This window comes from Klebsiella indica, assembly GCF_005860775.1.
In the GTDB taxonomy this organism is placed as follows: Bacteria; Pseudomonadota; Gammaproteobacteria; order Enterobacterales; family Enterobacteriaceae; genus Klebsiella; species Klebsiella indica.
In genome coordinates this window covers 22,229-44,584 of record NZ_VCHQ01000018.1, presented here as the reverse complement: position 1 = coordinate 44,584, position 22,356 = coordinate 22,229, and the positions used below count along the sequence as shown (strand labels likewise).

General features: G+C 53.1%; 19 protein-coding genes. 12 read left to right on the top strand and 7 right to left on the bottom strand.

Annotated elements, in window-relative coordinates; translation table 11 throughout:
- The first annotated feature begins 245 nt into the window (after positions 1–245).
- The 6 genes from aspS (at position 246) to ruvB (ending at position 5,635) form a co-directional block, all read left to right on the top strand.
- A complete protein-coding gene (gene aspS / locus FE839_RS14445) occupies positions 246–2,033 on the top strand; it encodes an aspartate--tRNA ligase (RefSeq protein WP_138361499.1) in 1,788 nt (595 codons plus the stop codon).
- Position 2,034: 1 nt separating this feature from the next.
- Positions 2,035–2,478: a dihydroneopterin triphosphate diphosphatase gene (nudB, locus tag FE839_RS14440; protein WP_138361498.1), complete on the top strand. Its 444-nt coding sequence runs from the start codon at positions 2,035–2,037 to the stop codon at positions 2,476–2,478.
- Between the two features lie 28 nt (positions 2,479–2,506).
- Positions 2,507–3,247: a YebC/PmpR family DNA-binding transcriptional regulator gene (locus FE839_RS14435; protein WP_138361497.1), complete on the top strand. Its 741-nt coding sequence runs from the start codon at positions 2,507–2,509 to the stop codon at positions 3,245–3,247.
- A 154-nt stretch (positions 3,248–3,401) separates the two neighbouring features.
- Positions 3,402–3,923 (top strand): crossover junction endodeoxyribonuclease RuvC, encoded by a 522-nt coding sequence (gene ruvC, locus FE839_RS14430; RefSeq protein WP_138361496.1) that lies wholly within the window; start codon positions 3,402–3,404, stop codon positions 3,921–3,923.
- Between the two features lie 81 nt (positions 3,924–4,004).
- Entirely contained in the window at positions 4,005–4,616 is a 612-nt protein-coding gene (gene ruvA / locus FE839_RS14425) for a Holliday junction branch migration protein RuvA (protein WP_138361495.1), read from the top strand.
- Positions 4,617–4,624: 8 nt separating this feature from the next.
- Positions 4,625–5,635: a Holliday junction branch migration DNA helicase RuvB gene (ruvB, locus tag FE839_RS14420; protein WP_138361494.1), complete on the top strand. Its 1,011-nt coding sequence runs from the start codon at positions 4,625–4,627 to the stop codon at positions 5,633–5,635.
- A 47-nt stretch (positions 5,636–5,682) separates the two neighbouring features.
- Here the strand turns inward: ruvB and znuB are convergent, their stop codons facing one another.
- On the bottom strand, positions 5,683–6,468 hold the full coding sequence (znuB, locus tag FE839_RS14415) for a zinc ABC transporter permease subunit ZnuB (protein WP_138361493.1): 786 nt from the start codon (positions 6,466–6,468) through the stop codon (positions 5,683–5,685).
- Entirely contained in the window at positions 6,468–7,220 is a 753-nt protein-coding gene (gene znuC / locus FE839_RS14410) for a zinc ABC transporter ATP-binding protein ZnuC (RefSeq protein WP_138361492.1), read from the bottom strand. Before znuC ends, znuB begins: the two co-directional genes overlap by 1 nt.
- 78 nt (positions 7,221–7,298) lie before the next feature.
- Between znuC and znuA the strand changes: the two genes are divergently transcribed.
- The 3 genes from znuA to lpxM all read left to right on the top strand — a co-directional run bounded on the left by znuA (position 7,299) and on the right by lpxM (position 10,674).
- Positions 7,299–8,243, top strand: coding sequence for a zinc ABC transporter substrate-binding protein ZnuA (gene znuA, locus FE839_RS14405; protein WP_138361491.1), 945 nt, complete (start codon positions 7,299–7,301; stop codon positions 8,241–8,243).
- 15 nt (positions 8,244–8,258) lie between these two features.
- Complete coding sequence (gene mepM / locus FE839_RS14400) at positions 8,259–9,581, top strand: murein DD-endopeptidase MepM (protein ID WP_138361490.1); 1,323 nt, start codon at positions 8,259–8,261, stop codon at positions 9,579–9,581.
- 118 nt (positions 9,582–9,699) lie between these two features.
- The gene (gene lpxM / locus FE839_RS14395) at positions 9,700–10,674 is read left to right on the top strand and encodes a lauroyl-Kdo(2)-lipid IV(A) myristoyltransferase (protein WP_138361489.1); all 975 of its coding nucleotides are present in this window, start codon (positions 9,700–9,702) and stop codon (positions 10,672–10,674) included.
- Between the two features lie 49 nt (positions 10,675–10,723).
- Here the strand turns inward: lpxM and dcuR are convergent, their stop codons facing one another.
- The 3 genes from dcuR to FE839_RS14380 all read right to left on the bottom strand — a co-directional run bounded on the left by dcuR (position 10,724) and on the right by FE839_RS14380 (position 14,201).
- Complete coding sequence (gene dcuR, locus FE839_RS14390; protein WP_138361488.1) at positions 10,724–11,440, bottom strand: two-component system response regulator DcuR; 717 nt, start codon at positions 11,438–11,440, stop codon at positions 10,724–10,726.
- Positions 11,441–11,501: 61 nt separating this feature from the next.
- Positions 11,502–13,187, bottom strand: a complete 1,686-nt coding sequence (locus FE839_RS14385) for an NAD-dependent malic enzyme (RefSeq protein WP_138361487.1) — start codon at positions 13,185–13,187, stop codon at positions 11,502–11,504.
- A 66-nt stretch (positions 13,188–13,253) separates the two neighbouring features.
- Positions 13,254–14,201, bottom strand: a complete 948-nt coding sequence (locus tag FE839_RS14380; RefSeq protein WP_138361486.1) for an AEC family transporter — start codon at positions 14,199–14,201, stop codon at positions 13,254–13,256.
- A gap of 424 nt (positions 14,202–14,625) precedes the next feature.
- On the opposite strand from FE839_RS14380, the gene FE839_RS14375 reads away from it, so the two are divergent.
- Complete coding sequence (locus FE839_RS14375; protein ID WP_138361485.1) at positions 14,626–15,960, top strand: 2-hydroxycarboxylate transporter family protein; 1,335 nt, start codon at positions 14,626–14,628, stop codon at positions 15,958–15,960.
- Between the two features lie 73 nt (positions 15,961–16,033).
- On the opposite strand, the gene pyk is transcribed toward FE839_RS14375, so the two are convergent.
- Together pyk and FE839_RS14365 are read right to left on the bottom strand one after the other, a co-directional pair.
- Positions 16,034–17,476 carry a pyruvate kinase gene (gene pyk / locus FE839_RS14370; protein WP_138361484.1) on the bottom strand — a complete coding sequence of 481 codons (1,443 nt, stop codon included), beginning with the start codon at positions 17,474–17,476 and terminating at the stop codon, positions 16,034–16,036.
- A gap of 125 nt (positions 17,477–17,601) precedes the next feature.
- Positions 17,602–18,507 carry a MurR/RpiR family transcriptional regulator gene (locus tag FE839_RS14365; protein ID WP_171034890.1) on the bottom strand — a complete coding sequence of 302 codons (906 nt, stop codon included), beginning with the start codon at positions 18,505–18,507 and terminating at the stop codon, positions 17,602–17,604.
- A gap of 319 nt (positions 18,508–18,826) precedes the next feature.
- Between FE839_RS14365 and zwf the strand changes: the two genes are divergently transcribed.
- Together zwf and edd are read left to right on the top strand one after the other, a co-directional pair.
- Positions 18,827–20,302 carry a glucose-6-phosphate dehydrogenase gene (gene zwf, locus FE839_RS14360; protein ID WP_138361483.1) on the top strand — a complete coding sequence of 492 codons (1,476 nt, stop codon included), beginning with the start codon at positions 18,827–18,829 and terminating at the stop codon, positions 20,300–20,302.
- 221 nt (positions 20,303–20,523) lie between these two features.
- On the top strand, positions 20,524–22,335 hold the full coding sequence (gene edd / locus FE839_RS14355) for a phosphogluconate dehydratase (protein WP_138361482.1): 1,812 nt from the start codon (positions 20,524–20,526) through the stop codon (positions 22,333–22,335).
- Positions 22,336–22,356 lie beyond the last annotated feature (21 nt).

Below are 22,356 nucleotides of genomic sequence, written 5' to 3'. Positions count from 1 at the left end.
CTGTCAGGCCGTTACCATACCGTTGTTCCTCCTGTCGGCGGGTAACAAATTTTGTTAACGTTTATGTGTGTGGGCAATAAGCGTACAGCAAAGCAACGTACAGGCTGTGCCGGGCTTATCGTGCGGCATTATTTCCAGTATAATAGCCGCCTTTTTTCATTCAGTTGTGACATCAGCTAAAGCTGCGACCTCGTCGCCTGCAAGGCAGGCAACAATCCGCCTGCGGCTAAGTTAAGGGATATCTCATGCGTACAGAATATTGCGGACAGCTCAGTCTGTCCCACGTAGGGCAGCAAGTGACTCTGTGTGGTTGGGTCAACCGTCGTCGTGATCTTGGTAGCCTTATCTTTATCGATATGCGTGACCGCGAAGGCATCGTGCAGGTGTTTTTCGATCCGGATCGTGCGGATGCATTAAAGCTGGCCTCCGAACTGCGTAATGAGTTCTGCATCCAGGTCACCGGCACCGTGCGTGCGCGTGACGAAAAAAACGTCAATAGCGATATGGCCACCGGCGCTATTGAAGTATTGGCTTCAGACCTGACGATTATTAACCGTGCCGAAGCGCTGCCGCTGGATCCTAATCACGTCAATACTGAAGAAGCGCGTCTGAAATATCGCTACCTGGATCTGCGTCGTCCGGAGATGGCTCAGCGCCTGAAGACGCGCGCCAGAATCACCAGCTTTGTGCGCCGCTTTATGGACGACCACGGCTTCCTCGACATCGAAACGCCGATGCTGACGAAAGCCACGCCGGAAGGCGCGCGCGACTATCTGGTGCCATCACGCGTTCATAAGGGTAAATTCTACGCGCTGCCGCAGTCTCCTCAGTTGTTTAAACAACTGCTGATGATGTCTGGTTTTGACCGTTACTATCAGATTGTAAAATGCTTCCGCGATGAAGACTTGCGTGCGGACCGTCAGCCGGAATTCACCCAGATTGATGTTGAAACCTCCTTTATGACCGCCCCTCAGGTGCGTGAAGTGATGGAAGATCTGGTGCGTAATTTGTGGCTGGAAGTGAAAGGCGTGGATCTGGGAAATTTCCCGATCATGACTTTTGCCGAGGCCGAGCGTCGCTATGGTTCCGACAAACCAGACCTGCGTAACCCGATGGAGCTGGTGGACGTAGCCGATCTGGTGAAAGCGGTGGAATTCGCCGTCTTCGCTGGTCCTGCTAACGACGTCAAAGGCCGCGTTGCTGCGCTGCGCGTTCCCGGTGGCGCCGCTCTGACCCGTAAACAAATTGATGAGTATGGCAAGTTCGTGCAGATCTACGGTGCGAAAGGGCTAGCCTATATTAAAGTGGTTGAGCGTGCGAAAGGCCTCGAAGGTATCAATAGTCCGGTGGCGAAATTCCTTAACGCTGAAATCGTTGCCGCGATCCTTGAGCGCACCGGCGCACAAGATGGCGATATGATTTTCTTCGGCGCGGATAATAAAAAAATCGTTGCTGATGCGCTGGGCGCGCTGCGTCTGAAGCTGGGCAATGATCTGAAACTGACCGATGAAGCAAAATGGGCGCCGCTGTGGGTTATCGACTTCCCGATGTTTGAAGATGATGGCGAAGGTGGCCTGACGGCGATGCACCATCCCTTCACTTCGCCGAAAGATCTAACCGCCGCAGAGCTGAAAGCCTCACCAGAAGAGGCGGTGGCTAATGCTTACGATATGGTTATCAACGGTTATGAAGTCGGCGGTGGTTCCGTGCGTATTCACAATAGCGAGATGCAGCAGGCCGTATTTGGCATTCTGGGTATTAATGAGCAAGAGCAGCGTGAGAAATTTGGTTTCCTGTTGGATGCGCTGAAATACGGTACACCGCCGCATGCGGGTCTGGCATTTGGTCTTGACCGTTTGACCATGCTGCTGACCGGCACCGATAATATTCGTGATGTCATCGCGTTCCCGAAAACCACCGCCGCGGCCTGTCTGATGACTGAAGCGCCAAGCTTCGCTAACCCGGCGTCGCTGGGCGAGCTGGGTATTCAGGTTGTGGCGAAAGAGGCAAAAGCGTCTCCGGAGAATAAGTAAGATGTCATTCAAGCTTCCCGTTTCCGTGCTGGTGGTGATTTATGCCGAGGATACGAAGCGGGTGCTGATGTTGCAGCGTCGCGATGATCCCGCTTTCTGGCAGTCGGTAACCGGCAGTCTGGAAGCGGGTGAAACCGCATCGCAGGCTGCCGCACGTGAAGTAAAGGAAGAGGTTGCCATTGACGTTGCCTGCGAGCGACTGTCTCTGATCGACTGTCAGCGTACGGTAGAATTCGAGATATTTTCTCATTTACGTCATCGCTATGCGCCGGGCGTTGAGCGCAATACGGAATTCTGGTTCCGCCTTGCGCTTCCCCATGAACGCCAGATTGTCTTTACGGAACATCTGGACTATCGCTGGGTTGATGCCCCGGAAGCCGCCATGTTGACCAAGTCCTGGAGCAACCGGCAGGCGATTGAAGAATTTGTAATTAACGCCGCCTGAAAAGGCGCGCTTTTTTGGAGAGTTTTTTATGGCAGGTCATAGTAAATGGGCCAATACCAAACATCGCAAAGCGGCACAGGATGCCAAGCGCGGTAAGATTTTCACTAAAATTATTCGTGAGCTGGTCACTGCTGCGCGTCTGGGCGGCGGCGACGCGGGTTCCAACCCGCGTCTGCGCGCGGCGATTGATAAAGCGCTGTCCAACAACATGACGCGCGATACGCTGAACCGCGCTATCGCCCGTGGCGTTGGCGGTGATGATGACGCCAACATGGAAACCATCATTTATGAAGGTTACGGTCCAGGCGGTACGGCGGTGATGGTTGAATGCCTGTCTGACAACCGTAACCGTACCGTTGCCGAAGTGCGTCACGCGTTCAGCAAAACAGGCGGCAATCTGGGGACTGATGGTTCCGTTGCCTATCTGTTCAGCAAAAAAGGGGTTATCTCCTTCGAAGCTGGCGACGAAGATGTCATTATGGAAGCGGCGCTGGAAGCGGGTGCAGAAGATATCGTGACCTATGACGACGGTGCAATTGATGTATACACCGCATGGGAAGAGATGGGCGCCGTCCGCGACGCACTGGAGGCCGCTGGCCTGAAAGCGGACGCGGCGGAAGTGTCGATGATCCCGTCAACAAAAGCGGATATGGATGCGGAGACAGCGCCGAAACTGCTGCGCCTGATCGATATGCTGGAAGATTGTGACGACGTGCAGGAAGTTTATCACAACGGTGAGATCTCTGATGAGGTCGCCGCAACCCTGTGATACCCGTAATCTTTCAGCCCACAGCGGTGTTGGCTCTCCTCGCTTACCCCGGTCACGTAGTGAATCTACGCTCCCGGGGATGCGCTGCGTGGCCGCCTGGCTGTGAACTGAAATCTTTAGGGTCTCACGGGTTAGTTATGACCGGAGGCGCGTGATGACCATTATTCTCGGTATTGACCCGGGGTCGCGCGTCACGGGCTACGGCGTTATCCGCCAGGTGGGACGGCAGTTAAGCTATCTGGGCAGCGGCTGTATTCGCACGAAAGTCGATGATTTACCGTCGCGCCTGAAGCTTATCTACGCGGGTGTGACGGAAATTATCACTCAGTTCCGGCCTGACTATTTCGCCATCGAACAAGTATTTATGGCGAAGAACGCCGATTCTGCACTGAAGCTCGGGCAGGCTCGCGGCGTGGCGATTGTCGCCGCGACCAATCAGGGGCTGCCGGTGTTTGAATACGCGGCCAGGCAGGTGAAGCAGACCGTTGTCGGCATTGGCAGCGCGGAAAAAAGCCAGGTGCAGCATATGGTGCGGAGATTGCTTAAGCTGCCGGCAAACCCGCAGGCGGATGCGGCAGACGCGTTGGCGATTGCCATCACCCACTGCCACGTTAGCCAGAATGCGACGCAGGTCAGCGAAAGCAGCTTGATCCTTGCTCGCGGGCGGCTACGATAACGTCAAATCAGGCTGGATATCTATCCAGCCTTTTTTTATGATACCGCATTAGACTTTCAGTTCTTCATTCAGGAGCTCCATGTGATAGGCAGACTCAGAGGCATTATTCTCGAAAAACAACCCCCGCTGGTTTTACTTGAAACCGGCGGTGTAGGCTATGAAGTTCATATGCCGATGACTTGCATCTATGAGCTGCCGGATGTGGGCAAAGAAGCGATAATTTTTACCCACTTTATCGTTCGTGAAGATGCTCAACAGCTGTTCGGTTTCAATAACAAACAGGAGAGGACGCTGTTTAAAGAGCTGATTAAGACCAACGGCGTTGGTCCGAAACTGGCGCTGGCGATCCTCTCGGGGATGTCAGCGCAACAGTTCGTCAACGCCGTTGAACGGGAAGAACTGGCGGCGCTGGTAAAATTACCGGGGATCGGTAAGAAAACCGCAGAACGCTTGATTGTCGAAATGAAGGATCGTTTTAAAGGGTTACACGGCGATCTGTTCACCCCGGCCGTTGATCTGGTACTGACATCGCCTGCCGGGCCGACAGATGATGATGCGGAACAGGAAGCGGTTGCGGCGCTGGTGGCGCTGGGCTATAAACCACAGGAGGCCAGCCGGATGGTCAGTAAAATTGCGCGCCCGGATGCCAACAGTGAAACGCTAATTCGCGAAGCGCTCCGCGCCGCGTTGTGAGGTAAGGGATGATTGAAGCAGACAGGCTGGTATCGGCGGACAGCACCGGGTATGAAGAGGCGGCTGACCGCGCCATCCGTCCCAAATTGCTGGAAGAGTACGTGGGCCAGCCACACGTTCGTTCGCAAATGGAGATCTTTATCCAGGCGGCGAAGCTGCGTGGCGATGCGCTTGATCATTTGCTGATTTTTGGTCCTCCGGGGCTGGGGAAAACGACGCTGGCGAACATTGTCGCCAATGAAATGGGCGTCAACCTGCGTACCACCTCTGGCCCGGTGCTGGAAAAGGCGGGCGATCTGGCCGCGATGTTAACCAACCTTGAACCGCACGATGTGCTGTTTATCGATGAGATCCACCGCCTTTCACCGGTAGTCGAAGAAGTGCTGTATCCGGCAATGGAAGATTACCAACTGGATATTATGATCGGCGAAGGGCCGGCGGCGCGTTCGATAAAAATCGACCTGCCGCCGTTTACCCTGATTGGCGCCACCACTCGCGCAGGCTCGCTGACGTCGCCGCTGCGCGATCGCTTCGGCATTGTGCAGCGCCTTGAATTTTACCAGATCCCTGATCTGCAGCATATTGTCAGCCGCAGCGCCCGTTATATGGGGCTGGAGATGAGCGAAGCGGGGGCGCTGGAAGTTGCGCGCCGCTCGCGAGGGACGCCGCGAATCGCAAACCGTCTGCTACGTAGGGTGCGGGATTTTGCCGAAGTTCGCTATGATGGGCGTATCTCGGAAGATATTGCCGCTCAGGCGCTGGATATGCTCAACGTGGATGCGGAAGGTTTCGATTATATGGATCGTAAACTGCTGTTGGCCGTCATCGATAAATTCTTCGGCGGGCCGGTAGGGCTGGATAACCTCGCGGCAGCAATCGGCGAAGAGCGGGAAACCATTGAAGATGTGCTGGAGCCGTATCTCATCCAGCAGGGTTTTTTGCAGCGTACGCCGCGCGGGCGGATGGCGACGGCGAGAGCCTGGACTCATTTCGGCATCTCGCCACCGGAAATGCCGTAATTGCCTGCCGGGCGATGGCCCGGACAGGGCGTCGTCATGGCAGCCAGTCAGGCTGCCGCTTTCTTGCTCATACTGAGTATAAACAGCAGCGCGGCGCACAGTACCACTGAAGGGCCCGCTGGCGTGTCGTAGAACGCCGAGAAGGTCAGGCCGCCGGTTACCGCAATCATCCCCACGCCAACCGCCACACCCGCCATTTGCTCCGGCGTGCGGGCGAAACGGCGAGCCGTCGCGGCGGGAATAATTAGCAGCGACGTGATAATCAGCGCCCCGACAAATTTCATCGCGACGCCGATTGTCAGCGCAGTGACCAGCATCAATAGCAGTTTCACCCGTTGTAGCTTCACGCCATCAACAAAGGCCAGATCCGGGCTGATAGTCATTGACAGCAAATTGCGCCATTGCCAGAACAGAATTGCCAGCACCGTCACCACGCCAATAGTGATTGAAACCAAATCTGCCGGCGTGACGGCCAGCAGGTCGCCAAACAGATAGGCCATCAGATCGACGCGCACGTTTGACATCAGGCTGACCACCACCAGACCCAGGGACAGGGCGCTATGTGCCATGATGCCGAGCAATGTATCGACCGCCAGATGGGGACGCTTTTCCAGCCATACCAGCCCGCCGGCCAGCAGCAGAGTTACGACGATAACAGCATAAAAAGGATTGACGTTCAGCAGCAAACCAAAAGCGACGCCGAGCAGCGAGGCGTGAGCCAGGGTATCGCCGAAATAGGACATGCGACGCCAGACGACAAACGAACCCAGCGGGCCAGCCGCGCAGGCGAGCATCATCCCGGCTAACCAGCCTGGAAGGAGTAATTCAATCATTAACGGTCATTTCCCCGACGCAATACAATCCGCCCCTGCAGGTCGTGGCGGTGATTATGATGATGGCGATAAATCCCCAGTTGTTCCGCGCCGCGCTGGCCGAACATAGAGATAAATTCCGGATGCATGGAGACCACTTCCGGCGTGCCGGAACAGCAGATATGTTGGTTCAGACACAGCACTTCATCCGTTTTCGCCATGACCAGGTGCAGGTCATGGGAAACCATCAGCACCGCGCAATCCAGTTCCTGGCGTAGCTGATTAATGAGGCCGTACAGCGCCACCTGGCCGTTAACATCAACACCCTGGGTCGGCTCATCGAGCACCAGTAACTGTGGTTGATTGAGCAAAGCGCGCGCCAGCAATACGCGCTGGGTTTCTCCACCGGAAAGCTTTTGCATGGGGGCGTCAATCAGGTGTCCTGCCTGTACGCGTTTCAGCGCGGGCAGAATATCCCGTTTGTGAGTACCGGGACGCAGGCGCATAAAGCGGCTGACGGTCAGCGGCATCGTGGCGTCAAGATGCAGTTTTTGCGGGACATAGCCGATACGCAGGCGCCCCTCGCGTTTGATAATACCTTCGGTTGGTGCTACCAGCCCAAGAACGACCCGTACAAGGGTCGATTTACCGGCGCCATTCGGGCCCAGCAGGGTTAAAATTTTGCCTGGCTTTAGTGTGAGCGAAATGTCAGACAGCACGCGCCTTTGGCCATAGACCACCGCGACGTTTTCCAGTGTTACAAGATTTGTCATATCAAATTAGGGGTTGCACAAGCTAGTGAATGTTATAATATCACATCTTTCATATTCATTACGATGATTAGACGCATTATGTTACATAAAAATACGCTTCTTTGCGCTGGATTTAGCGCCGCTTTTGTATTCGCAACAATGCCGTCGGCAAACGCCGCGGTGGTCGCCTCGCTCAAACCTCTGGGGTTTATCGCTTCAGCTATTACAGATGGGGTAACGGATACCCAGGTTTTGCTGCCTGATGGGGCATCAGCACATGATTATTCACTGCGTCCATCAGATGCAAAACGCTTACAGAACGCAGACTTAGTGGTCTGGATCGGCCCAGAGATGGAAGCCTTTATGGACAAGTCAACGCAAGGCATTGCACCCAATAAAAAAGTGACGATTGCCGAGCTGGGGAGCGTGAAACCGTTACTCATGAAAGGGGACGATGACGACGACGATCATCATGGTCACGATCATGGCGCGGGGGAAAACAGTGACGATGATCACCATCATGGTATCTATAACATGCATTTATGGCTTTCCCCAGAGATAGCGCGGCTTACCGCGGTTGCAATCCACGATAAATTATTGGAACTTATGCCGCAGAGTCGAGACAAACTTAACGCCAACCTGAAGGATTTTGAGGCAAAATTAGCCGCTACCGACAAACAGGTTGCTACCGGGCTGGCACCACTGAAAGGGAAGGGATATTTCGTTTTTCATGACGCCTACGGCTACTTTGAAAAGCATTACGGTTTGACCTCATTGGGTCACTTTACTGTCAACCCTGAAATCCAGCCTGGTGCACAGCGTTTACACGAAATCAGAACACAGCTGGTTGAGCAAAAAGCAACTTGCGTTTTTGCTGAGCCACAGTTCAGGCCAGCGGTTATAGAAGCTGTTGCCAGGGGGACATCCGTGCGCATGGGAACCCTGGATCCACTGGGTATCGGAATTAAGCTGGGTAAAGAGAGTTATCCGCAGTTTCTGAGCCAGATGGCGAATCAGTATTCAAGTTGCCTGAAAGGAGATTAACGAGGAAGTGAATACGTGCAACAGATAGCCCGCGCTGTCACTCAGGCATTTAATAATCTGCCACGACCTCACCGCGTTATGCTGGGGTCGCTTAGCGTTCTAACTTTAGCGGTCGCTGTCTGGCGACCCTACATCTACCACCATCCCGATTCGGCCCCCATCAGCAAAACAATTGAACTGGAGCAAAGCGACATTCGTTCTTTGCTGCCGGAAGCCTCTGAGCCTATCGATCAGGCGCCTCAGGAAGAGGAAAGCATCCCGCAGGATGAGCTGGATGATAAAGCGGATACCGATTCCGGCGGTCATGAGTATGTCGTGTCGGCCGGGGATACGCTCAGCAGCATCCTTAATCAATACGGTATTGATATGGGGGATATTGCGCAACTCTCCTCGGTGGATAAAGATCTGCGTAACCTGAAAATAGGTCAACAGCTTTCATGGACTCTGACGGCGGATGGCGATTTGCAAAGTCTGACCTGGGAGATGTCGCGCCGTGAAACCCGGACTTATAACCGGGTTGCCAATGGTTTCAAAATGAGCAGCGAGCTGCAAAAAGGCGATTGGGTCAACAGCGTGCTGAAAGGGACCGTTGGCGGCAGCTTTATCGCCAGCGCGCGCGATGCGGGCCTGACCAGCACTGAAATCAGCGCGGTGATCAAAGCCATGCAGTGGCAGATGGACTTCCGTAAGCTGAAAAAAGGCGATGAGTTTTCCGCACTGTTATCGCGTGAGATGCTGGACGGTAAACGCGAGCAAAGCCAGCTGCTTGGCGTGCGCCTGCGCTCAGGCGGGAAAGACTACTATGCGATCCGCGCTGAGGATGGCAAATTCTATGACCGCAACGGTAACGGCCTGGCGAAGGGTTTTCTGCGCTTCCCCACCGCGCGCCAGTTCCGCGTGTCGTCCAACTTTAACCCGCGTCGGCTGAATCCGGTCACCGGGCGCATTGCCCCGCATCGTGGCGTCGATTTTGCGATGCCGCAGGGGACGCCGGTGCTGTCGGTGGGGGATGGCGAAGTGGTGGTGGCCAAACGTAGCGGTGCGGCAGGTTATTACATTGCCATCCGTCATGGGCGCACCTATACCACCCGCTATATGCACCTGCGTAAACTGCTGGTGAAGCCGGGGCAGAAGGTGAAACGCGGCGATCGCATCGCGCTGTCGGGCAACACGGGGCGTTCCACGGGCCCGCATCTGCATTATGAGGTCTGGGTTAACCAGCAGGCGGTGAATCCGCTGACGGTGAAGCTGCCGCGTACCGAAGGGCTTAGCGGCGCTGAGCGGACCGATTACCTGGCGCAGGTAAAACAAGTGATGCCGCAACTGCGTTTTGACTAATCTCCCGCCAGTTAAGGCCGGTGCCATGAGCGCACCGGCTTTTTCTTTTGTGCGTTATCCAACGTATCGTTAAACTAACCCCATTATTTATACTGAGCGAAACTTTCGCGGATTGGGCATGGAAACGAAAAAAAATAATAGTGAGTTTATTCCAAAATTTGAAAAATCCTTTTTACTGCCGCGTTACTGGGGAGCATGGTCAGGCGTTTTGGCGTTTGCCGGTATTGCCCTGACGCCCGCCTCTTTCCGCGATCCGATCCTCGGCAAACTGGGGCGTTTTGTTGGCAGGTTAGCAAAGAGTTCGCGCCGTCGTGCGCAGATTAACCTGCTGTACTGTTTCCCGGAAAAGAGCGAGCAGGAGCGTGAACAAATTATTGATGAAATGTATGCTTCCGCGCCGCAGGCAATGGTAATGATGGCGGAACTTGGCCTGCGCGATCCGCAGCGCATTCTTTCCCGCGTCGACTGGCAGGGTAAAGAGATCATTGATGAAATGCAGCGGAATAACGAGAAGGTGATCTTTCTGGTTCCCCATGCCTGGGGCGTGGATATTCCGGCGATGCTAATGGCTGCCGGCGGGCAAAAAATGGCGGCGATGTTCCATAATCAGGGCAATCCGGTATTTGATTATGTCTGGAATACCGTGCGGCGTCGTTTTGGCGGGCGAATGCATGCGCGTAACGATGGCATTAAACCGTTTATTCAGTCGGTGCGTCAGGGGTACTGGGGCTACTATCTGCCGGATCAGGATCATGGCGCAGAGCACAGCGAATTTGTTGATTTTTTTGCTACCTATAAAGCGACGTTACCAGCGATTGGTCGTTTAATGAAAGTGTGTCGCGCCCGTGTTGTGCCATTGTTTCCGGTCTATGATGGCAAAACGCATCGTCTGACGGTGCTGGTGCGTCCGCCGATGGATGATTTGCTGGACGCTGACGATAACACCATCGCCCGGCGAATGAATGAAGAGGTGGAGATTTTTGTTAAGCCGCATACCGAGCAGTACACCTGGATCCTCAAGTTGTTGAAAACCCGTAAGCCCGGAGAAATGGAGCCGTACAAGCGTAAGGAACTGTATCCGAAAAAGAAGTAGTTCGGGCAGACGGTCAGGATTGCATACGCTGGCCAATGGGTCATCCGGTTCATTGGCTATAGTGTTTGAGCAACGTCAGATGTTCGGCGACCAGTTGGTAGCGATACTCCGGGCGGCCGGTCAGGCCGTAGTGATTGCTGACGTAGAGAATGTTTATCTGCTCCAGCCAAATGAGATATTTTCGGCACGAAACCCGCGATATTTGTAACGCCGCAGCCAGTTCGTTGGTTGAAAAATTACTCTCCTGATGGGCATCAATCCATTGACACACCAGACGAAGCGTTTGCGGCGTGAGCCCTTTCGGTAAACGGCGGGCGCTGTCCTGATACCGGACCCCACCGCGCAGCAGGCGATCAATATCCGCTTGAACGTAGCAGGGTTTCCCACGCTTTAAGTCGCGTTTTTTGCGCCATGATAACAGCGCTTCTTCCAGACGTGGAAACTGGAATGGTTTAATCAAGTAATCGACTACTCCGTAACGCAGGGCGGTATTCACCGTTAATGCATCGGCAGCGGAGGTTATCATGATGACATCAATGTTTAGCGAGTTCTGGCGCAGAACGGGCAATAAGTCCAGCCCGTTCTCGTGCTGCATATAGACATCCAGCAATACCAGATCGATCTGCGATAAATGGCGGAGTAGCGCTTGCGCTTCGTGAACCGACCGGGCAATGCCGCAGCAGTGAAAATCGGTGACGCGACTGATAAACAGGCGGTTCAGTTCAGCCACCATTGAATCATCATCGACAATCAATACATTGATCATGCAACGTTTCTCGACCTGGCGGGAAGCCGGACTTCCCGCACTATTGACGCTGGAACGCCTGTCAGAATGGCGATCGTTTATATGAGGTATAACGGGCGTGCCAGAAGGTTTTATCGATATTTTCAGCAAGTTGCTCCTCGCTTAGCATGGGGGCGAGGCCTTCCTGCATCGCGATGTGCGCAACCGCGGTGGCAATGGCCCGGGAAATCATCTCAATCTCCTCTACCGGAGGCAGTAAGCTGCCTGTTTCTCCGGTGGCTAAAGGTGAACAGGCGGCCAGAGTTTTACTGCAGGCGCTCAGCATGGCATTGCTAACACGTTCCGCTTTACTGGCCAGAATACCTAATCCCAGACCGGGGAAAATATAAGCATTGTTACACTGGGCAATTTCATAACTCTTGCCGTCATAAAAAACCGGCTCAAATGGGCTACCGGTGGCGATTAGCGCGCTCCCCTCGGTCCATTCCAGTAAATCCTTAGGCTGGGCTTCGGCGCGGGAGGTCGGGTTAGAGAGCGGCATAATAATGGGGCGCGGGCAGTGCCGATACATCTCTTTAATAATCTCTTCACTAAACAGTCCCGGCTGGCCTGATACGCCAATCAGTACCGTTGGGTGGGCGTTACGTACCACGTCCATCAACGAGAGATGAGCGGCATCGCTATCCCAGTGGCTGATATTTTCCCGTGACGTGACATGATCTTGCTGAAAGTCCAGTAAATTGGGCATCTCATCAGTGAGCAGACCAAAACGATCGACCATGAAAATGCGGTTGCGCGCTTCAGGTTCTGACAGCCCGTCATCAACCATCAGCGCAATGATTTTTTCGGCGATGCCGCATCCGGCGGAGCCACTGCCGAGAAAAACCACTCTCTGGTCGCGAATGCGTGTACCGGCCGCCGTGGCCGCAGCGATCAGCGTACCTGACGTGACGGCAGCGGTACCCTGAATGTCATCGTTGAAACAGCAAAGCTGGTTACGATAGCGATTAAGTAAGCGGGTCGCATTTTTTTGCGCGAAATCTTCGAACTGTAACAAGACATTTGGCCAGCGTTGCTTAATGGCGTAAATAAACATATCCATAAATTCAAGATACTGTTCGTCACTAATGCGCGGATGACGCCAGCCCATATACAGCGGATCTTCGAGATGCTGGGTATTGTTGGTTCCTACATCAAGCATGATAGGGAGCGTTGAGGCCGGATGAATACCACCGCAAGCCGTATACAAAGAGAGTTTGCCAATCGGGATCCCCATTCCGCCGATACCCTGGTCGCCAAGACCAAGGATTCGTTCGCCGTCGGTCACAACGATGACGTTAATATCATTGCGGGAGAACCCCTGAAGCATTTCGTCAATATTGTGACGGTTCGGCCATGAAATAAACAAACCGCGACCCCGGCGGTAAATTTCCGAAAAATGTTCGCATGCTTCACCGACCGTCGGGGTATAAATGATCGGTAGCGTTTCTTTCATATGGGTACGTAACAAATTATAGAATAGTGTTTCGTTAGTATCCTGGATGTTTCTGAGATAGATATGGCGAGCAATATCGTGCTTAAACTGGCAAAATTGTTTCCATGCGCGTTCTGTTTGTTCTTCAATGGTTTCAACGTTATGGGGGAGTAATCCCTGAAGGTTGAACGCTGTTCGTTCACCTTCGGTAAAAGCGAGACCTTTATTCAATAACGGATTTTCCAGCAGAACAGCACCGTTATAGGGCGTATATAAGGTTTCTTTGACTAGCATTTCACGACTCCTGAATATCATTTCAAATGATTATTTAGCTTCTGGGGAATATTTTTGTTTCAGTGATTAGGAAATTAAATAAATCATGATTCCTTCGGTGACGACGCCGATCGCAGTGCCCAGCAAAATGGAGGATGAGGCGGGTTCAATATACGTGTCGCTGCGGAGTGCGAACATGCCTGCGGCAATGGCGGAAGGCGTCGCGCCGATGATAATGACCTGCTGCATCAGACTATGGCTTAGACCGAAAGCCAGGCCGGCTATAGCCATCATCGCCGGTTGAATCAGATTTTTAATACTGATATTGGTACAGGTTTGAATATTGACTGCAGGACGCTCACCGTAAAATAACAGTCCAAGAGCGAACAGTGAGAGCCCGCCGGCGATTTTTCCCACCATCTCAATGGGCATACTAAGCATATGCGGCAACTGTACGCCCGCAAGACTGAGCAGTACCCCGGTAATTGGGATCCAGACAATAGGGTTACGGATAGCGTTGAACAGATTTTGTAGAATAAGCTGCCCGGCATTGAGCTGTTCCTCATCAGCGAGGCTGTGTTTGTCTCCCATCCGAATCAGAATGATGGTCAGGGGGATCATAAATATGCTGGTGACCAGGTTACCGATAAGCACCCCGAGAAACCCCTCAGGGCCAACCAGTACAGCGAGAACAGGGGCGCCAAAATAGGCCATATCGGGGAAAGCGCATACTAGGGATTGAATTGCGCTGGTTTTAATATCATGACGGAAAACATAGCGGGAGATCAGTAGCGTGAGGAAATATGACCCCATAAGGCCAATGACTAATACCGCCATAAAAGTGAAGTTTTTAATTTTATCGGGATGAGTATTTAATGCGCCAATAAAAAGATGAAAGGGGAGAGCAAAGCGAATTACCACGGTGGCCAGAACCGATGCATCCTCGCGACGGGTATAGCCAAGTTTGCCACTCAGCCATCCGAGTAGCATGATAAATACCAATGGAAAAAGGGATTGCAATAGCAATGAAGGCATAGAATGTCCTGACGTATATTATCGGGTTCGTTGTGTTTTTTAATCTAACGGGGCGATAATATGTAAAAGGTGATTATCATCACAATTATCATGGTTTAAATAATTTCACATTAAATACTTTAATTACAAATAGAGTAGGCTTGATCAAATCGCCAGGTTATATTTATGATATTAATATATTTCCTGAACAGTGACTTTAGCTACGTAAAAATAAATTAAATTACTTAATGTGAGTTTTATAACCAGGTCACAAAGTGGGTATTAAAAATACAATGAGCTGTGTTTAATTTGAAATGATTGTGCTAACGTTTTTGCGTGTTTGATTTACATTGTGTTTCTTATTCTTTTCTTTAATTATTGCGCAATTTTAATATTGCGTCGGTATCTTACGCTTATGTGACTTCATTATAATTCAGGTGACAATATGGAAAATAATACATTCAACCAACCAATGGATAAAACACAGCCGAAGCAGAAAGCAGTACGCTTTTTATCAAATATTGAAGTCGGCACCGTTCCGTTAACACTATTTATCGGTATCGCGGCCATTGTCACGCTCTCCGCAACCGCAGGCTTGCTGCCGAAGAACATGATCGGTGGCCTGGCGGTGATTATGACGTTAGGGTTCGCACTGGCTACCCTGGGCCGGATGGTACCGGTGCTCAAAGATGTTGGCGGCCCGGCTATTTTGTGCCTGATGACACCCTCCGTATTAGTCTATTTCGGTATGTTTGAGGCGCATACCCTTGAGACCGTGCATTTGCTGATGAAAGAAGCCAACCTGCTCTATTTCGTCATCGCCTGTCTGGTGGTCGGCAGTATTCTGGGTATGAACAGAACCATTTTGATTCAGGGGATGGTACGCATGTTCGTGCCGCTGATGGTGGGGACCGGAGCGGCTATTCTAACCGGACTGCTGGTGGGGCGCTTGTTCGGCTACAGCATCTACCACTCTTTCTTCTTTATCATCGTGCCGATCATCGGCGGCGGTATCGGTGAGGGGATCTTGCCGCTGTCGCTGGCCTATTCAGCGATTCTTGGACAAACGCCAGATGTTTATGTCGCGCAACTGGCTCCGGCGGCCGTGGTGGGCAATATCTTTGCTATTATCTGCGCAGGGTTTCTGGCGCGTATGGGCATTCGTCGTCCTTCGCTTTCCGGAAACGGCATGCTGATTCGTAGCCCCGAAGACAACAGCGTCTTTGCGCAGAACCAGAGTACGCAGCCTACCGACTTCCAGCGGATGGGCGCCGGGCTGTTAATGATTTGCGCGTTTTTCATCGTTGGCGGCCTGTTGGAGAAAGTGGTGCATATACCCGGACCGGTGCTGATGATTCTGGCTGCGGTATTCTGTAAATACACCAAAGTTATCCCGGCGTCGATGGAGTCGGGGGCACACAGCTGCTACAAATTTGTCTCTGCCGCGCTGGTCTGGCCGCTAATGATAGGTCTCGGGATGCTGTATGTTCCGCTGGAAAGCGTGGTGGCCGTTTTCTCCGTTGGTTATGTCGTGGTTTGCGGTTCTGTCGTGATGGCGATGGCGTTAAGCGGCTTTTTTATCGCTTCCTGGCTGAATATGTATCCGGTTGAAGCCGCCATTGTGACCTGTTGCCATAGCGGGCTGGGCGGAACCGGTGATGTGGCTATCCTGTCGGCATCAAACAGGATGGGGTTGATGCCTTTTGCTCAGATTGCAACCCGTATCGGCGGTGCGTCAACGGTCATTACCGCGACGATTTTGTTGAGCTGGCTTGTATAGATTAATGCGGACAGGCAAAAAAACACCTGCCAGCGGTGACGCGGGCAGGTGAGGAACGTGATAACCGCAACGTTTACTCGACGGTCAGAATACGCGTGGTGTTGGTGCTGCCGATAGTGCTCATGACATCGCCCTGGGTCACGATGACCAGATCGCCAGTAACCAGATAGCCTTTATCACGCAGCAGGTTTACCGCATCATGGGCTGCGGCTACGCCGTCATTTGCGCTATCGAAATAAACCGGCGTCACGCCGCGGTAGAGCGCCGTCAGGTTCAGCGTGCGCTCATGGCGAGACAGCGCGAAAATTGGCAGACCGGAACTGATGCGTGATGTCATCAGCGCGGTACGGCCTGATTCGGTCATAGTGATGATAGCGGTGACGCCTTTCAGATGGTTAGCCGCGTACATCGCTGACATGGCAATCGCTTCTTCGACATTGTCGAACTGAATGTCCAGGCGGTGTTTGGAAACGTTAAGGCTGGGGATTTTTTCTGCCCCAAGGCAGACACGGGCCATTGCCGCAACGGTTTCTGATGGATATTGCCCCGCGGCGGTTTCCGCGGAAAGCATCACCGCGTCTGTGCCATCCAGCACGGCGTTTGCCACGTCCATAACTTCCGCGCGGGTTGGCATCGGGTTGGTGATCATGGATTCCATCATTTGCGTCGCGGTAATGACTGAACGGTTCAGTTGACGAGCGCGGCGGATTAACGTTTTCTGAATACCGACCAGTTCCGGGTCGCCAATTTCTACGCCGAGGTCGCCCCGGGCTACCATGACGACGTCGGATGCCAGAATCACATCATCCATCGCATCCTGATCGCACACGGCCTCCGCGCGTTCGACTTTCGCGACAATTTTTGCATCACAGCCTGCATCGCGGGCCAGACGACGGGCATAATTCAGGTCTTCACCGCAGCGTGGGAAGGAAACAGCCAGGTAATCGACGCCGATTTTTGCGGCCGTGATGATGTCGGCTTTATCTTTTTCCGTCAGCGCTTCGGCGGAGAGACCGCCGCCCAGTTTGTTGATCCCCTTATTGTTGGACAAGGGCCCGCCAACGGTAACTTCGGTGAACACTTTCATGCCCTGGACTTCCAGCACTTTCAACTGTACGCGGCCGTCGTCAAGCAGCAGAATATCGCCCGGCACCACGTCACCCGGCAGTCCTTTATAATCGATGCCCACTCTCTCTTTATCGCCTTCACCCTTGCCCAGGTTAGCATCGAGCAGGAATTTGTCGCCGACGTTGAGGAAAATTTTGCCTTCTTTGAAGGTGGATACGCGAATTTTCGGTCCCTGCAGGTCACCGAGAATCGCAACATGACGACCCAGTTTTGCCGCAATCTCACGGACCTTATCCGCACGGATCTGGTGATCTTCCGCGGTTCCGTGAGAGAAGTTCATACGTACCACGTTAGCGCCAGCGGCGATAACCTTTTCCAGGTTGTTATCACGATCGGTAGCCGGGCCTAAAGTGGTGACGATTTTGGTTCTGCGAAGCCTTCTGGACATGTAATACTCCGTTGACTAAAACAACTTTGGTGTTGCGTGAACATGGATTCGGTAACGCCAGCGAGCAAAGCCGCTATACCTGAACATTACCGACGGTGTAATAGGATACTGCGTTGTTTCTGCTTTTATTGGTCATTGCTGTGTACACTGAGTTCTTTATCAAAGCGCGATTCCTTAAGCGCTTCCTTGACCCTCTTCAAGTTATCTCTGAATTTTGCGCCCCGGCGCAGGGTAAAGCCCGTCGCCAGCACGTCGATCACCGTCAACTGCGCCAGCCGGGAAACCATTGGCATGTAGATGTCGGTATCCTCCGGAACATCCAGCGTAATCGCCAGGGTTGATTCACGGCAAAGCGGCGTATTGGGGGAGGTAAGGGCGATGACCATGGCATCGTTTTCGCGGGCCAATTGCGCCAGCTCCACCAGACTTTTGGTTCTGCCCGTGTGCGAGATAATCACCACCACATCGTTATCACTACAATTCATACAGCTCATGCGCTGCAGGACAATATCGTCGGAGTAAATGACCGGCACATTAAAGCGGAAAAATTTGTTCATCGCATCATGTGCGACGGCGGCGGAAGACCCCAGACCAAAAAAAGCGATCTTCTTGGCCTGGGTGAGCAGGTCAACGGCGCGATTAATCGCCGTCATGTCGAGAGAATGGTGAACCTGATCTAAACTGGCCATAGCGGACTCAAATATCTTCCCGGTATAGGATTCGACGCTGTCGTCTTCATCGACATTGCGATTCACATAGAGCGTGCCGTGCGCCAGGCTCTGCGCCAGGTGCAGTTTGAAATCGGGGAAGCCGCGGGTATCCAGACTGCGACAAAACCGGTTGACGGTCGGTTCGCTGACGCTGGCCTCCAGTGCCAGGGCCGCGATACTTGAATGAATGGCCTGCGTGGGGTTCGCAAGAATGACTTCCGCCACTTTGCGCTCAGATTTGCTAAGGTTTTCCAGTCGGGACTGGATTTTTTCCAGCATATTCATTGTTAATTGGGTGCTCATTAATGGAAACGATTTCATTAATGGGTGAAATCATCAGGCGTTTTAGCAAGAATATACGCCACCGTCGGCGGAAACAGTGAGGAATGACCTTAAAATATGTTGTTTTTTTTCATTACATGATCAGAGTCGTATTTTACTCACTGAGAATCAGCCGAAACAACAAACAAAATTAGCCATATGCCTGAAGTCCTGCGCCGTAGTTTCCCCCTTGTGCGATTTTGCCGCGGGAAGCGGCGCTGAGGGTTTCGGGAATTTCGTAAACACAGTACGATGCAGTGAAAGAAAATTACAAATATAGCCCGGCATAAGCATCAGGCTATCAACTAAGGAGAATGACATGGCGGTAACGCAAACGGCCCAGGCATGCGATCTGGTCATTTTTGGCGCGAAGGGTGACCTGGCGCGTCGTAAATTGCTGCCTTCCCTGTATCAGCTTGAAAAAGCAGGCCAGCTTCACCCTGACACCCGCATTATCGGGGTTGGGCGTGCTGACTGGGACAAAGACGCTTATACCAGCGTGGTGCGTGAAGCGATGGAAACCTTCATGAAGGAAAAAATTGATGAAGGTTTGTGGGCGACCCTGAGTGGACGTCTGGATTTTTGTAACCTTGATGTGAATGACACCAAAGGGTTTAGTCGTCTGGGAAAAATGCTCGATCAGCAAAATCGCGTTACGGTTAACTATTTCGCCATGCCTCCAGGTACTTTTGGCGCGATTTGCAAAGGGCTGGGGGAAGCAAAGTTGAACGCGAAACCGGCGCGTGTGGTCATGGAAAAACCGCTGGGGACCTCGCTGGAAAGCTCTCGTGAGATCAACGATCAGGTGGGAGAGTTTTTTGAAGAGTGCCAGGTCTATCGTATTGACCACTACCTGGGGAAAGAGACGGTACTGAACCTGCTGGCGCTGCGCTTTGCCAACTCATTGTTCATCAATAACTGGGATTGTCGCACCATCGATCACGTTGAGATTACGGTGGCGGAAGAAGTTGGCATTGAAGGACGCTGGGGCTACTTCGATCAGGCCGGGCAGATGCGTGACATGATTCAGAACCACCTGCTGCAAATTCTGTGCATGATTGCGATGTCCCCGCCGTCAGACTTATCCGCCGACAGCATTCGCGATGAAAAAGTGAAGGTGCTGAAATCCCTTCGCCGTATTGATCGCGCTAACGTGCGTGAGAAAACGGTGCGCGGTCAGTATACCGCCGGGTTTGCGCAAGGGAAAAAAGTGCCGGGTTACCTCGAAGAGGAGGGGGCGAACAAATCCAGTCATACCGAGACGTTTGTGGCCATTCGCGTCGATATTGATAACTGGCGCTGGGCGGGCGTGCCGTTCTACCTGCGTACCGGCAAACGCCTGCCGACCAAATGTTCTGAAGTCGTGGTTTACTTCAAAACGCCGGAACTGAACCTGTTCAAAGAGACCTGGCAAGAGCTGCCGCAGAACAAGCTGACCATTCGCCTGCAACCGGATGAAGGGGTTGATATTCAGGTGCTTAACAAGGTGCCAGGCCTCGATCACAAGCATAATCTGCAAATCACCAAGCTGGATCTGAGCTACTCGGAAACCTTTAACCAAACGCATCTGGCGGATGCCTATGAGCGTTTGTTGCTGGAGACCATGCGCGGTATTCAGGCGCTGTTTGTCCGTCGTGATGAAGTGGAAGAGGCGTGGAAGTGGGTTGACTCCATTACTGAAGCCTGGGCGGCCGATCGCGATGCGCCGAAGCCTTACCAGGCTGGCACCTGGGGACCTGTCGCCTCCGTGGCGATGATCACCCGCGACGGTCGCTCGTGGAATGAGTTTGAATAACCGGAAAGCGACGCTGGTGGGGTTATTTTACCGGTAACATGATCTACCGCACTAAGTCGCATGATTTTTAATCTTTTAAGCCCCGCAGGATTCACCCTCGGGGCTTTTTTTATTACACTGCTCACAGATATTTTGCCTCTGAGCCGCAGCACTGTTGCCTTAATTAGCGAAAAAGCTTCCCAACGCGCTGTGATCGGACAGATAAAATTTGAGGAGCCGTTATGAATTCTGAAATGTTACGGGTAACAAATCGTGTTGTTGAACGCTCGCGCGCGACCCGCGGGGCCTACCTCGACAGGATTAATCAGGCCAAAACCGATACCGTCCATCGCGCCCAACTGGCGTGCGGCAACCTGGCCCACGGTTTCGCCGCCTGTCAGGCGGATGATAAAGCCTCGTTGAAAAGCATGCTGCGCAATAACATCGCCATTATCACCTCTTACAACGATATGCTGTCCGCGCATCAACCCTACGAGCACTACCCGGAAATTATTCGCCAGGCTCTGCATTCCGCGAACGCGGTCGGCCAGGTAGCCGGTGGCGTCCCGGCGATGTGCGATGGCGTGACCCAGGGGCAGGATGGCATGGAACTGTCGCTGCTGAGCCGGGAAGTCATTGCCATGTCCGCCGCGATTGGCCTGTCGCATAATATGTTTGACGGGGCGCTCTATCTTGGGGTCTGCGATAAAATTGTCCCTGGTCTGGCGATGGCGGCGCTGTCGTTTGGCCATCTGCCATCCATTTTCATTCCATCCGGTCCAATGGCCAGCGGTCTGGCGAACAAAGAAAAAGTGCGAATTCGTCAGCTTTACGCCGAAGGGAAGGTGGATCGCATGGCGCTGCTGGAGTCCGAAGCCGCCTCATACCATGCGCCGGGTACCTGTACCTTTTATGGTACGGCCAATACCAATCAGATGGTGGTTGAATTTATGGGGATGCAGTTACCAGGATCATCATTTGTGCATCCCGATGCCCCGCTGCGCCACGCGCTGACCGCCGCCGCCGCCCGACAGGTGACCCGCATGACCGGCAACGGTAACGAATGGATGCCGCTGGGTAAAATGTTTGACGAAAAAGTGGTCGTTAACGGGATTGTCGCGTTGCTGGCGACTGGCGGATCCACCAATCATACTATGCACCTTGTCGCCATGGCGCGGGCCGCGGGGATCATTATCAACTGGGATGATTTCTCTGACCTCTCTGACGTGGTGCCGCTACTGGCGCGTCTCTACCCGAATGGCCCGGCGGATATCAATCACTTCCAGGCGGCGGGCGGCGTGCCAGTATTGGTACGCGAGCTGCTGAAAGGCGGCCTGTTGCATGAAGACGTCAATACCGTTGCCGGTTTTGGCCTTTCGCGCTACACCATGGAGCCGTGGCTGAATAATGGCGAGCTTGACTGGCGCGAAGGAGCGACAGCGCCGCTGGACGATCAGGTTATCGCCACCTTTGAAAAACCATTTTCTCGCCATGGCGGCACGAAGGTGCTGAGCGGTAATCTTGGTCGAGCGGTGATGAAAACCTCAGCCGTGCCGGTTGAAAACCAGGTGATTGAAGCGCCTGCGGTAGTTTTCGAGAGCCAGCATGATGTATTGCCGGCCTTTGAAGCCGGGCTACTGGACAAAGATTGCGTGGTGGTGGTCCGTCATCAGGGACCAAAAGCGAATGGCATGCCAGAATTACATAAACTTATGCCGCCACTTGGTGTATTATTGGACCGCCGTTTCAAAATTGCGCTGGTGACCGATGGTCGACTCTCCGGCGCATCAGGCAAAGTTCCATCAGCAATCCATGTGACGCCTGAAGCGTATGATGGTGGTCTGCTGGCGAAGGTGCGCGATGGCGATATCATTCGCGTTAACGGCCAGACGGGCGAACTGACGTTGCTGGTGGATGACGCGGAGCTGGCTGTGCGCCAGCCGCATATTCCTGACCTGAGCGGTTCGCGTGTAGGAACCGGCCGGGAAATGTTCGGTGCGCTGCGTGAGAAACTCTCCGGAGCAGAACAGGGCGCAACCTGCATCAATTTTTAAGATGATTCGATTTGTAGATCT